General features: G+C 66.2%; 11 protein-coding genes. 6 read left to right on the top strand and 5 right to left on the bottom strand.

The annotated features are described in order from the left end of the window. Positions 1 to 3 precede the first annotated feature (3 nt). Both DDE75_RS16485 and DDE75_RS16480 read right to left on the bottom strand, forming a co-directional pair. The gene (locus DDE75_RS16485; protein WP_108503499.1) at positions 4 to 774 is read right to left on the bottom strand and encodes an ABC transporter ATP-binding protein; all 771 of its coding nucleotides are present in this window, start codon (positions 772 to 774) and stop codon (positions 4 to 6) included. A 135-nt stretch (positions 775 to 909) separates the two neighbouring features. Beyond that, the gene (locus DDE75_RS16480) at positions 910 to 3,051 is read right to left on the bottom strand and encodes a heavy metal translocating P-type ATPase (protein ID WP_108503483.1); all 2,142 of its coding nucleotides are present in this window, start codon (positions 3,049 to 3,051) and stop codon (positions 910 to 912) included. 83 nt (positions 3,052 to 3,134) lie between these two features. On the opposite strand from DDE75_RS16480, the gene DDE75_RS16475 reads away from it, so the two are divergent. Further along, positions 3,135 to 3,554, top strand: a complete 420-nt coding sequence (locus tag DDE75_RS16475) for a MerR family transcriptional regulator (protein WP_108503482.1) — start codon at positions 3,135 to 3,137, stop codon at positions 3,552 to 3,554. A 54-nt stretch (positions 3,555 to 3,608) separates the two neighbouring features. On the opposite strand, the gene DDE75_RS16470 is transcribed toward DDE75_RS16475, so the two are convergent. From DDE75_RS16470 to DDE75_RS17385, 3 genes are all read right to left on the bottom strand, one after another. Then, positions 3,609 to 5,489 carry a PhoX family protein gene (locus DDE75_RS16470; protein ID WP_108503481.1) on the bottom strand — a complete coding sequence of 627 codons (1,881 nt, stop codon included), beginning with the start codon at positions 5,487 to 5,489 and terminating at the stop codon, positions 3,609 to 3,611. A 109-nt stretch (positions 5,490 to 5,598) separates the two neighbouring features. Continuing rightward, positions 5,599 to 6,216 (bottom strand): aspartate/glutamate racemase family protein, encoded by a 618-nt coding sequence (locus DDE75_RS16465; RefSeq protein WP_108503480.1) that lies wholly within the window; start codon positions 6,214 to 6,216, stop codon positions 5,599 to 5,601. After that, on the bottom strand, positions 6,213 to 6,494 hold the full coding sequence (locus DDE75_RS17385) for a hypothetical protein (RefSeq protein ID WP_162799090.1): 282 nt from the start codon (positions 6,492 to 6,494) through the stop codon (positions 6,213 to 6,215). Before DDE75_RS17385 ends, DDE75_RS16465 begins: the two co-directional genes overlap by 4 nt. Between DDE75_RS17385 and DDE75_RS16460 the strand changes: the two genes are divergently transcribed. Genes DDE75_RS16460 through DDE75_RS16440 form a run of 5 tightly spaced genes read left to right on the top strand, consistent with a single transcriptional unit; the run spans position 6,488 to position 11,965 of the window. After that, entirely contained in the window at positions 6,488 to 8,098 is a 1,611-nt protein-coding gene (locus tag DDE75_RS16460; protein ID WP_108503479.1) for an ABC transporter substrate-binding protein, read from the top strand. The two genes, DDE75_RS17385 and DDE75_RS16460, sit on opposite strands and share 7 nt — an antisense overlap. A gap of 59 nt (positions 8,099 to 8,157) precedes the next feature. Further along, positions 8,158 to 9,111, top strand: coding sequence for an ABC transporter permease (locus DDE75_RS16455; protein ID WP_108503478.1), 954 nt, complete (start codon positions 8,158 to 8,160; stop codon positions 9,109 to 9,111). A 4-nt stretch (positions 9,112 to 9,115) separates the two neighbouring features. After that, a complete protein-coding gene (locus DDE75_RS16450) occupies positions 9,116 to 9,991 on the top strand; it encodes an ABC transporter permease (protein ID WP_108503477.1) in 876 nt (291 codons plus the stop codon). Continuing rightward, complete coding sequence (locus DDE75_RS16445; RefSeq protein ID WP_108503476.1) at positions 9,978 to 10,991, top strand: ABC transporter ATP-binding protein; 1,014 nt, start codon at positions 9,978 to 9,980, stop codon at positions 10,989 to 10,991. Before DDE75_RS16450 ends, DDE75_RS16445 begins: the two co-directional genes overlap by 14 nt. After that, complete coding sequence (locus DDE75_RS16440; RefSeq protein ID WP_108503475.1) at positions 10,988 to 11,965, top strand: ABC transporter ATP-binding protein; 978 nt, start codon at positions 10,988 to 10,990, stop codon at positions 11,963 to 11,965. The genes DDE75_RS16445 and DDE75_RS16440 overlap by 4 nt, the downstream gene beginning before the upstream one ends. Positions 11,966 to 12,210 lie beyond the last annotated feature (245 nt).

Here is a 12,210-nt window from a genome sequence, read left to right as displayed (position 1 = left end):
AGGTCACATGACCGACCGGATGAACTGTTTCAGATGCGGGGATTGCGGGTCGCCGAACAGCTGTTCGGGGGTGCCTTCCTCCTCGATCCGGCCATCGCGCAGATAGATCACGCGGTTGGCCACGTCGCGCGCGAAGGCCATTTCATGCGTCACCAGGATCATGGTGCGGCCCTCGCGGGCCAGATCGCGGATGACGCCCAGAACCTCGCCCACCAATTCGGGGTCCAAAGCGCTGGTCGGTTCGTCGAACAACATGGCCAGCGGATCGACCGCCAGCACGCGGGCGATGGCGGCGCGCTGCTGCTGACCGCCCGACAGGTGGATGGGGTGGGTGTCGGCCTTCTCGGCCAGACCGACACGGGCCAGCACCTGACGCGCGCGGTCGATGGCCTGGGCGCGGGGCTGACCCAGGACGTGGATCGGTGCCTCGGTCACGTTTTCCAGCACGGTGCGATGGGGCCAGAGGTTGAAGTTCTGGAAAACCATGCCCAGCTGGGCGCGGATGCGCTGGACCTGCTTGCGGTCGGCGGGTTCTAGTCCGCCGCCACGCGCGGGGCGCATGCGGTAACCCTCGCCCTGAATGGCGATCTGCCCCGAGGTAGGGTGCTCCAGCATGTTGATGCAGCGCAGCAGCGTCGATTTCCCCGACCCCGACCCGCCGATAATGGCGATGACGTCGCCGGGGTGCGCGGTCAGCGAGACGCCCTTCAGCACCTCGAGGTCGCCAAAGCGCTTGTGCAGATCGCGGATCCGTATCGCGGGCTTGTCGTCCATGGCCATATCCTTGTCGCACGCCGGTCCGCCAAGTCTGGCGGCGACGCGTTGGGCGGCTCTTAGGGGGAAAGGCAGGCCCGAGGCAAGAGGAACCGTCCGGCACCCCATCGCAATGGGGTGACCGGTGCAGGCGGGTCAGCGCGGCTGCGGCTGCCCTTGGGTCAGCTTGGCCGGTGGCAGGCCGGGGTCGTGGCGCAGCAGGCGCATGGCGTTCAGCGTCACCAGCACCGTCGCGCCGGTATCGGCCAGAATGGCGATCCACAGGCCGGTGATCCCCAAGATCGAGGTGACCAGGAACACCCCCTTCAGCCCAAGCGCCAGCGCGATGTTCTGGCGGATGTTGGCCATCGTGGCATGCGACAGGCGGATCATCGCGGCGATGTCGGTCACCCGGTCGCGCAGGATCGCCGCATCCGCCGTTTCCAGCGCGACATCGGTGCCCGACCCCATTGCCACGCCCACATCGGCCTGCTTCAGCGCGGGCGCATCGTTGATGCCGTCGCCGATCATCATCACGCCGCCATCGGCGGTCAGATCCCGGATGGCGGCCTGCTTGTCCTGCGGCAGCATCTGTGCGCGATGGTCGGTCCCAAGCGTCGCTGCAATGGCGGCGGCGGTGCGTGGGTTGTCGCCGGTCAGGATCACCGGGGTCACGCCCAGATCGCGCAGCTGTCGCATGGCCTCTGCCGCATCATCGCGCGGTTCGTCGCGGAGGGCGACCATGCCGTGAAGGGTCGCGCCGAAGAGTACGGCGACGGTCTTGCCCTGTTCCTCCAGCCCCTGCGCCTGATCCAACAGATCGCCGGACAGAACGCCGGCCTCGAGCGCGTGGCGGGGGCTGGCGACGGTCAGGGTTTGGCCGTCGATCACCGCCTGCACGCCCTTGCCGGGTATGGCGCGGGCATCTGTCGCTGTGGGCAAAGGCAGGTCGCTGGCGTGGGCCAAGATGGCGCGGGCCAGCGGGTGGCTGGAGGATGCCTCGATCGCCGCCATCAGCGACAGCAGGCGCTCCGCATCGCCTTGGGCGGGCATCACGTCGGTCACCTGCGGGCGGCCATGGGTCAGCGTGCCGGTCTTGTCGATGGCGACATGGCGGATGCGGGCGGCAGCCTCGATCACGGCGCCGCCTTTCATCAGCAGTCCCCGCCGCGCCCCAGAGGACAGGGCCGAGGCGATGGCCGCCGGGACCGAGATCACCAGCGCACAGGGGCAGCCGATCAGCAGCAGCGCCAGCCCGCGATAGATCCAGACATCCCAGGCCTGCCCGAAGGCCAGCGGCGGGATCAGGATGGTCAGCGCGGCCAGTGCCACCACGGCGGGCATGTACCAGCGGCTGAAGCGGTCGATGAAGCGTTCGGTAGGCGCGCGGGACTCCTCGGCCTCTTCGACAAGGCGGATAATGCGGGAGATTGTGTTGTCGGCGGCGGATTTGGTGACGGTGACGCGCAGGACGGCTTCAGTGTTGATGGCGCCCGCGAAGACGTCTTCGCCGGGGCCGCGGGTGACGGGGACGCTTTCGCCGGTCACGGGGCTTTCGTCGATGCCGCTGATGCCGTCGATGATCCGCCCGTCAGCCGGGATGCGGTCGCCGGGGCGGACCAGCACCACCTGTCCGGGTTCCAGCGAGGCGGCGGGCACTTCCCGCGTCCTGCCCCCTTGTTCCAGCAGCGCGGTCTTGGGCACCAGATCGGATAGCGCGCGGATGCTGTCGCGGGCCTTGTTGGCGGCGACGCCCTCCAGCACCTCGCCCACGGCAAAGAGGAAGACGACCAGCGCGGCTTCCTCGGAGGCGCCGATCATCAGGGCACCGGCGGCGGCGATGGTCATCAGACTTTCGATGGTGAAGGGCTGGCCGCGGCGCAGCATGGCAAAGGCGCTGCGGGCGACGGGCGCGACGCCGATCAGGCAGGCGGCGACGAAGGCCCAATGCCCCACCGCGCCCTCGGTGGTCAGCCGGATCACCCAGGCCGCGACCAGCAGCAACCCGGTGACGATCACCAGCCGCCCCTTGGCCGAGGCATGCCACGGCCCGTCCTGCGGCCCGTGGTCATGACCGGCATCGGTGCCGCGCGGCGTGATGCCGAACCCCAACTGGCGGACCTCATCCTCGATCCGGCTGTCGGGGGTGGTGCCGTCGCTGTCCAGCGTCAGCTTTTGCGCCATGACCGTGACCTGCGGCGTGCTGACGCCCGGCAGGCGTTCCACGGCGCGGGTGATCTTGGCGGCGCAACCGGCGCAATCCATGCCGGTGACGGCCCATTCGCGACGATTTCCCATCTGGCGGCCCTTTCCGTGGTGACCTTGTTTCCTGCCCGAGCCAGACCTAAGATCTCTAGCCGCTAGAGGTTCAAGGGGTGAAAATGCCGTCCATCGGAGAAATCAGCCGCCGCACCGGGATCAAGATCCCGACCATCCGCTATTATGAACAGATCGGCCTGCTGCCCGAACCGGGGCGCAGCGCGGGCAACCAGCGCGTCTATGACCAGGCGATGCTGCAACGGCTGAGCTTCATCCGCCACGCCCGCGACCTTGGCTTTCCGCTGGCCGACATCAAGGAACTGCTTGGCATGGCCGATGACCCCGACCGGTCCTGCGCGGCGGCGGATGTCATCGCGACGCGACAGCTGGCCTCGGTCAAGGCGCGGATCGCGCGGCTGACCGCGCTGCAGCAGGAGTTGGAGCGGATGCTGACCCAGTGTTCGCATGGGACCATCGCCGATTGTCGCGTGATCGAGGTTCTGGGCAATCACGACCTCTGTGTCCACGACCACGCCGAATAGCGAAATGGCGCGCCGTTGCGGGCGCGCCATCCGAAGCGTCGAACGGGCAGGGGATCAGCCGATGGTCTGGCCATCCTCGCGCCAGACGGCGATCACGGCCGAACGCGGCTTGCCCTGATTGTCGGGCCAGGAACCGCCGGGGTGCTGGATGCCGACGAAGGCGGTCTTGCGGTCGGGGGACCAGGTCAGGCCGGTGACCTCGGCTCCCTTGGGGGCGGTCATGAAGCGCGCGATCTCGCCGGTTTCGGGGTTGCCGACCAGCATCTGGTTGTTGCCCTGGCCTTCGAATTCTCCCTCGTTGCTGTCCTCGCCGTCGGTCTGGATCCACAGCATGCCGTCCGAGGAGAAAGCCATCCCGTCGGGCGAGTTGAACATGTTGCCCTCGTTGATGTTCTCGGACCCGGCATACTTGTTGTCATAGACGGTCGGATTGCCCGCCATCACATACAGATCCCAGGTGAAATCGGTCGCGCCGTGATCCTCGCCCGTGGGGCGCCAGCGGACGATCTGACCATAGTTGTTCGTCTCGCGCGGGTTGGGGCCGCCGACGGGGGTTTCATCGCCGCCCTCGTTCGGCTTGACGCCGCGGTTCTTGTTGTTGGTCAGGGCGCAATAGGCCTCGCAGCGCAGGGGGTTGGCGGCGATCCATTCGGGGCGGTCCATGGTGGTCGCACCGACCTTCGATCCGGCCATGCGGGCAAAGATCAGCATCTCATCCATGGGCATGCCGGTGGTCTCGGGCGTCAGTGGCAGCCATTCGCCCGACATGTCGTCGTTGAACTTGGCGACATACAGCGTGCCGTCCGACAGCAGCCCGTCGGTCGGCTGCCCTTCGGCCCACGTCCCGTTCGAGACGTATTTGTACATGAACTCGCCGCGTTCATCATCGCCCATGTAGACGACGATGCGCCCGTCGTTGGCCTGCACCATCTCGGCGTTTTCATGCTTGAAGCGACCAAGGGCGGTGTGCTTGACGGGGGTGGACTGGGCGTCCAGCGGGTTGATTTCCGTGACCCAGCCATGGCGGTGGGGCTCGTTCGGCTCGACCGCCAGGTCGAAGCGTTCGTCGAACTTCTCGTAGGCATAGCGGCTTTCGCCACCGATGCCGTAACGCGTCTCGCCCTCGGTCGGCTGGTGGTCGCCCGCCACGCCGAAGTAGCCGTTGAAGTTTTCCTCGCAGGTCAGATAGGTGCCCCAGAGCGTCTTGCCCGAACCGCAGTTGTTCATCGTGCCCTTGGGGGACATGCCCTCGGGGTCGGCCTTGGTCTGCATCAGCGCGGAACCGGCGGCGGGGCCGTCCATGGTCATCTGCGTTTCATGCGTGATGCGGCGGTTGTAGGGGCTGTCGACCACCACCTTGTAGCCATCGTCGCCCTGCGCGATCTCCAGCACGGTGACGCCTTGGATGTTCTTCAGCAGGCGGACCTGATCGGCGGTCTGCGGCACGCCTTCGGTTTCGGCGGGCAGGTTGATCTCGGGGTTGGCGTATTCCGAGTTGATGGCGAGGATGATCTTGTCACCGTCGGTGAAGGTTTCCATCCCGTCGGTGTTTTCGCCGAAGACCTTGTCCGACATGTCCGCCGAGACGCCGTCTTCCGAGGAATAGGCACCCTCGGCGTCCGAAAACAGCGCGTCGCCCCAACGGACCAGCGGTTTCCACTGATAGCCCTGCGGGACATGGACGTCGAAATCGGTGGCGATGCCGATCGGCTGGAACGCGAAGGCCGAGGCCTGGGCACGGGCCGACGTGGCCGACCCCAGGATGCCCGTCCCCATGACTGCCGCACCCGACCCGAAGGCCAGCGCCGCGCCCAGGAAGCCCCGGCGGGACAGGGCGCGCTCGACCACGGCGTCGAAGCCGTTGGTGTCGGCGCGCGGGTCGCGCAGTTCGTCGAATTCGTCCCACGACAGGTTTGCGATGTCCTGCTTGTTCATGGCCAGGCCCCTTTTGCGTCATTATGCAAGGCGGCAGTCAGCGCGACCGCCGGATGCCGCAGGGCCTACGCCTGATTTCCTTCAGTTTTCTGACGGGATTGCGAAGGTTTCATGTCAGCAGACCCGCCATCAGGCGGGCGGCCTCGGGGATGGGCTGGATCAGGGGGCGGGGGCTTTGGGTCGCGATGCGTTCGGCGGCCTGTGCCAAGGGCCCGCCGCCGATGATCACCACCTGCGCGCCCGCACGGGCGGCGTCGTGGACGGCATCCAGCAGTGCCCGATCCAGCCGCTCCGGGTCCGACATGACGGCAAGGGTGGGGCCTTGGGTCAGGAAGCATCCCAGGTAGGGCGCATCCTGCGCGTGCCGCTGCATCGAGGCGTCGATGTCGGCGCCCAGATGCGGCGTCGTCGTGGCGACCGCAAAGGGGCGTCCCCGTGCCGCCCGTGCTGCCGCCGCGCCGATGCCGACGACAGGGCAGTCCAGCCTCGCCGCCAGCCGATCCGCACCCGGATCGCCAAAGGCCGCCACGATCACGCCGCGGCACCCTGCCGGGGGGGCCAGCGCCGCGATTCGATGACCCGCCGCGGTCAGCTGGTCGGGCGTCTGGATCACGTCGGGGCCATCCGGGGCTGTCCAGCCGCGCAGGTCTGGCAGCCAGGGCGCCGCGATTTCGCACATCCGCGCGGTGGTCGCGGCATTGGCGTTCGGATTGGCCAGAAGAATCATGTCTTGTCCCGGGTCATGGGTGATGGACGGGCCGGGATTTCGAATAAGTCCATGCCGGTCGTGGGTTTGCCGGGCGCTTTTTCTGCATTGCAGAAATTGTCAACAATCTGACCGCCTGTTGGGCAGCCGCGCCGGGATCGCCGTTTTGGAATGGTTTTCCTGACCCGCGCCGCGTGCAGTTCCGGTCCGGGACCGCGATGGTCGGCCATGAAAACGGGCGACCAGAACCCACAGCCGATCTGTCCGGCAACATCCTGTCCAACAACGGAGAATGACATTGCTTCACCTCAGAAAAGGCCTTGCCGCTTTGGCGCTGTCGGTTGCGGTGCTGGGCGCCCATGGTGCCAGCGCACAGGGAACGCTGCGCATCGGCATGACGGCATCCGACATTCCACTGACCACCGGCCAGACAGATCAGGGCGGCGAGGGTCTGCGCTTCATGGGCTATACGGTCTATGACGCGCTGATCAACTGGGACCTGACCAGTGCCGACAAGCCCTCGGTCCTGACGCCCGGGCTGGCAACGGAATGGTCGGTCGATCCCGAGGATACCACCAAGTGGACCTTCAAGCTGCGCGAGGGCGTGACCTTCCACGACGGCAGCACATTCGACGCCGAAAACGTGGTCTGGAACCTCGACAAGCTGCTGGTCGAGGATTCCGAGCAATACGATCCGCGCCAATCCGCACAGGGCAAGTCGCGCATTCCGGCCATCGCCAGCTATCGCGCGGTCGACGACCACACGCTGGAGATCATCACCAAGGAACCCGACGCCACGCTGCCCTATCAGCTGGCATGGATCATGATGTCCTCGAAGGCGAACTGGGAAGCGCAGGACAAGGATTGGGAAAAGGTCGCGGAACATCCCTCGGGCACCGGCCCGTGGAAGCTGGAGGCCTTCGTGCCCCGCGAACGCGCCGAGATGGTCCCGAACGAGGAATACTGGGACAAGGACCGCGTGCCGAAACTTGACAAGCTGGTTCTGATCCCGCTGCCCGAATCCAACGCACGCTCGGCGGCGCTGATGTCGGGGCAGGTCGACTGGATCGAGGCTCCGGCCCCCGACACCATCCCCGCGATGGAGGGGAACGGCTTCGTCATCTCCTCGAACGCCTATCCGCACAACTGGACGTGGCACCTGTCGCGGCTGGAAGGCTCTCCCTGGAACGACATCCGCGTGCGCAAGGCCGCCAACCTCGCCATCGACCGCGAGGGGATGGGCGCGCTGCTGGGCGGCCTGATGATCCCGGCAGAGGGCTTCGTGCCGCCCAATTCGCAGTGGTTCGGCAATCCCGATTTCAAGCTGACCCATGACATCGACGCCGCGCAGGCGCTGATGACCGAAGCCGGTTTCGGTCCCGACAACCACCTGCAGGTCAAGGCGCTGATCTCGCCTTCCGGGTCGGGGCAGATGCTGCCCTTGCCGATGAACGAATACATCCAGCAGTCGCTGGCCGAGGCATGGATCGATGTCGAGTTCATGGTCGTGGAATGGAACCAGATGATCAACCTGTGGCGCGCAGGTGCCGATGATCCGGCGGTCGAGGGGTCGCAGTCGATCAACTTCACCTATTTCATCCAGGATCCCTTCACCGGCTTCATCCGCCACCTGGATTGCGACCTGGTCGCCCCGAACGGCACCAACTGGGGCCATTACTGCGACGAGGAGATGCAGGACCTGTTCAAGCAGATCAAGACCACCTTCGACCCCGAGGAACAGGACGCGATCCTGCGCCAGACGCATGAGAAATTCGTCAATGACGCGCTGTTCCTGATGGTCACCCACGACGTCGCGCCGCGGGCCATGTCGCCCAAGGTGCAGGGCTTCGTGCAGTCGCAGAACTGGTACCAGAACTTCTCGTCCATCACGATGGCCGAGTGATTTGAAACCCTGCGCCATCGGCCCCTGGCCGGTGGCGTCATCTTGCGGGACATCACGACGTGCTCAGCTATTTCCTTCGACGCCTGATCCTTGTGCTGCCGGTCGCCTTCGGGGTCTCGGTCGTCTGCTTCATGCTGGTGCAGATCGCGCCGGGCGATCCGCTGACCGCCATCATGCCGGTCGATGCCACCGCCGAACAGCAGGCGGCCATGCGCGCGGCCTATGGTTTGGACAAGCCGCTGCCGGTCCAATACCTGATCTGGATCGCAAACCTGCTGCAGGGCGAGATGGGCCGATCCATCGCTTCGGGCCGCCCCGTCGCGGATGAGGTCTTCGGCGCCGTCGGCAATTCGCTGCTGCTGGCGGGCGCGGCTGCGGTCATCGCCTTTCCCATCGGGACGTTCCTTGGGTTTCTGGCAGGCTATTTCCGCGACACCATCCTTGATCGCGTCATCACCGCCCTGTCGATCACCGGCGTTTCGGTGCCGAACTATTGGCTGGGCATCGTGCTGGTCATCATCTTCTCAGTTAACCTGGGGTGGCTGCCCTCGATGGGCGCGGGGCCGGGCGGGTCGCAGGACTGGCATTGGGACTGGGCGCACATCCGGCATCTGGTGCTGCCTGCTGTGACGCTGGCCGTGGTGCCCATAGGCATCGTGGCGCGCACGGTGAGGGCGCTTGCCGGTGACATCCTGTCGATGGATTTCGTGACGGCGCTTTATGCCAAGGGGCTTGGGCGCGGCGACGTGCTGCGTCATGTCGCGCGCAATGCCGCCGCCACGGCCCTGTCGGTGATGGGCCTGCAACTGGGCTATCTGCTGGGCGGGTCCATCCTGATCGAGACCGTATTCAACTGGCCGGGTTCGGGCTTCCTGCTGTCGAACGCCATCTTCCAGCGCGACCTGCCGCTGCTGCAGGGCACGATCCTGATCCTGGCGATGTTCTTCGTGGGCATGAACCTGATCGTCGACGTGGCGCAGGCCGCCATCGACCCCCGCATCAAGAGGACCTGAGCCAATGTCGCAAACGGAAACCGCCATTCCGGCGCAGGCCCATCGGGGCTATTGGTCGGCCGTCCTGTCGCGTCTGCGGCGCGACCCGGTGGCCATGGCCTGCCTGGCCGTGCTGGCCTTGCTGGTGTTGTCGGCCATCTTCGCGCCCTGGCTGGGCCTGGCCGATCCCTACAAGGGCAGCATGATCGCCCGCCTGAAACCCATCGGCACGCCCGGATACCCCTTGGGCACCGACGAACAGGGCCGCGACATGCTGGCCCGCCTGATCTATGGCGGGCGGCTGACGCTGTTCATCGGGCTGATGCCCGTCGTGCTGGCCTTCTTCATCGGGGGCGCGCTCGGGGTCGTCGCGGGCTATGTCGGCGGTGTCACCAATACGATCATCATGCGCGTGGTCGATGTCTTCTTCGCCTTCCCCTCGGTCCTGCTGGCCATCGCCATCTCGGGGGCCTTGGGGGCAGGGGTGCTGAACAGCCTCGTGTCGCTGACCATCGTCTTCATTCCGCCCGTGACGCGGGTGGCCGAGGCCGTGACCTCGGGCGTGCGCCAGCTGGACTACATCGACGCGGCCCGCTCATCCGGGGCCAGCGCCCTAACGGTGATCCGCGTGCATGTCATCGGCAATGTCGCCTCGCCCGTCTTCGTCTATGCGACCTCGCTGACCTCGGTCTGCATGATCCTGGCGGCGGGCCTTTCGTTTCTGGGCATCGGCGTGCGCCCGCCCGAACCCGAATGGGGGCTGATGCTGAACACGCTTCGCTCGGCCATCTATGTGAACCCTTGGCTGGCGGCGCTGCCGGGCGTGATGATCTTCGCGACCTCGCTGTGCCTGAACCTGCTGAGCGACGGCCTGAGGAGTGCGATGAATGTCCGTGACTGAGAAACCCCTGCTGAGCGTCCGCGACTTGAAGAAGCACTTTCCCATCAAGGGCGGCATCCTTGGCCGCACCCAGGGCATGGTGCAGGCCGTCGATGGCGTCAGCTTCGACGTCGCCCCCGGTGAAACCCTTGGCATCGTCGGCGAATCCGGCTGCGGGAAGTCCACGACGGCCAAGCTGCTGATCGGCCTGACCGAACGGGACGAGGGTGACATTGCCCTGAACGACAAGACCCTTGGCCGCGACATGAACCTGCGGGCGCTGCGGCGCGATATCCAGATGGTGTTTCAGGACAGCTATGCCTCGCTGAACCCGCGGATGACCATTCTGGACAGCGTGGCCTTCGGGGCGCGGGTGCAGGGGCTGGACGACCCGATGGGGCGGGCGCGGCGTCTGATGGACCGCGTGGGGCTGTCGGCGGACCGTTTTGCCCATCGCTATCCGCATGAGCTTTCGGGCGGTCAGCGCCAGCGGGTCAACATCGCCCGCGCCCTGGCCATGTTCCCCAAGGTCGTGGTCCTGGACGAGGCCGTCAGTGCCTTGGACAAATCGGTCGAGGCGCAGGTCCTGAACCTGCTGGCCGATCTGCGGGCGGAACTCGGGTTGACCTATATCTTCATCAGCCACGACCTGAACGTGGTCCGCTATATCTCGGACCGTATCCTGGTGATGTATTTGGGCGAGGTGGTCGAGATCGCCCCCGTCGACCAGATCTGGGCCGATCAGGCGCATCCCTATACCCGGTCGCTGTTCTCGGCGATGCCCTCGATGGACCCCGACAACCGCACCGAGAAACCACCACTGGCGGGCGATCCGCCGAACCCCATCGACCCGCCCTCGGGGTGCCGTTTCCACACGCGCTGCCCGCTGGCCGCACCCGTCTGCAAGTCCCGCCATCCGGTGCTGGCGCCCCGCGTGCAGGGATCGGCCCATTGGGTGGCATGCCATCTGCACGACGCGAACTCAGGCCATCCCGAGGCCGGAAAGGGGATCCCCGCATGACCCGGAACCTGTTGCAGATCGACAATCTGGACGTCCGCTTCAAGGGCGCCCGCACCGTCCATGCCATCAACGACCTGTCGCTGGAACTGAAGCAGGGCGAGACGCTGGCCCTTCTGGGCGAAAGCGGATCGGGCAAAAGCGTGACGCTGAAAACGCTGCTGCGGTTGCTGCCCGAAAAACGCACCGATCTGGGCGGCAGGATCAGCTTTGACGGCACCGACATCATGACGCTGTCGGGCAAGCGGCTGCGGTCCTATCGCGGCGGTGACGTCTCGATGGTGTTCCAAGACCCCGGGCTGGCGCTGGACCCGGTCTATACCATCGGCCAGCAGATCGCGGAAACGGTCATGCGCCACAAGGGGCTGTCGCGCGAGGATGCGATGGATGTCGCACTGGACATGCTGCACCGCGTGCGCATCCCCTCGGCGGAACGGCGGATGAAGAATTACCCGCACGAATTGTCAGGCGGGATGCGGCAACGGGTGATGATCGCGCTGGCACTGGCCTGCCGTCCGCGCCTGCTGCTGGCGGATGAACCGACCACGGCGCTGGACGCGACGGTGCAGATCCAGATCCTGCTGCTGCTGCGCGAACTGCAGAGGGAATTTGGCATGGGGGTGATCTTCGTTACCCATGACATCGGTGTGGCGGTGGAAATTTCCGAACGGATCGCGGTCATGTATGCGGGCCAGATCATCGAGGAAGGCACCACGCATGAGGTCATCCGCAACCCACAGCACCCCTATACTCAAGGCTTGCTGGCGGCGAACCTGCACGACGTGGCGCGCGGCACGCGGCTGGACGCCATCCCCGGATCGCCCCCCGCGTTGGAGACGCGCCCCGACGCCTGCCCCTTCGCACCGCGCTGCCCGCTGGTCATGGATGCCTGCCGCCAAGCACTGCCGCCCGTTCAGCGCCCCGGTCCGCGCCGCCGCGTCGCCTGCCTGCGGGCGGGCGAGGCGATCCCGGCCTGAACAGGCAGCAGATCATTTGCGTGCCGGCCCCATCGCCGGCTGCCGCAGGGTCCGGCAGCAGTCTTTTTTCTTGATTTTCGCTTAAGTTTCAATGGCTTGTTAGATGCACTGACCTGCCCCCCCTTTGGTCCCTCGGTCATAACGAGGGTCTGCCGGTTTGAGATTGGTAGTCGGCGGATGGTTTCCGGGCAAGCGCGCCGGGAGCGGCGCCTTGGGGTGAGGCAAGCGTCCGGCGCGCTTCCAGC

It is taken from the genome of Paracoccus indicus (genome assembly GCF_003056335.1).
In the GTDB taxonomy this organism is placed as follows: domain Bacteria; phylum Pseudomonadota; class Alphaproteobacteria; order Rhodobacterales; family Rhodobacteraceae; genus Paracoccus; species Paracoccus indicus.
Note: the sequence above shows the minus strand (reverse complement) of the source record. Positions and strands in the feature narration are given on the sequence as shown.

Coding starts and splice junctions, on each gene's coding strand:
- DDE75_RS16485 (WP_108503499.1), bottom strand. CDS start 774: ATGGACGACAAGCCCGCGATACGGATCCGCGATCTGCACAAGCGCTTT.
- DDE75_RS16480 (WP_108503483.1), bottom strand. CDS start 3,051: ATGGGAAATCGTCGCGAATGGGCCGTCACCGGCATGGATTGCGCCGGT.
- DDE75_RS16475 (WP_108503482.1), top strand. CDS start 3,135: ATGCCGTCCATCGGAGAAATCAGCCGCCGCACCGGGATCAAGATCCCG.
- DDE75_RS16470 (WP_108503481.1), bottom strand. CDS start 5,489: ATGAACAAGCAGGACATCGCAAACCTGTCGTGGGACGAATTCGACGAA.
- DDE75_RS16465 (WP_108503480.1), bottom strand. CDS start 6,216: ATGATTCTTCTGGCCAATCCGAACGCCAATGCCGCGACCACCGCGCGG.
- DDE75_RS16460 (WP_108503479.1), top strand. CDS start 6,488: ATGACATTGCTTCACCTCAGAAAAGGCCTTGCCGCTTTGGCGCTGTCG.
- DDE75_RS17385 (WP_162799090.1), bottom strand. CDS start 6,494: ATGTCATTCTCCGTTGTTGGACAGGATGTTGCCGGACAGATCGGCTGT.
- DDE75_RS16450 (WP_108503477.1), top strand. CDS start 9,116: ATGTCGCAAACGGAAACCGCCATTCCGGCGCAGGCCCATCGGGGCTAT.
- DDE75_RS16445 (WP_108503476.1), top strand. CDS start 9,978: ATGTCCGTGACTGAGAAACCCCTGCTGAGCGTCCGCGACTTGAAGAAG.
- DDE75_RS16440 (WP_108503475.1), top strand. CDS start 10,988: ATGACCCGGAACCTGTTGCAGATCGACAATCTGGACGTCCGCTTCAAG.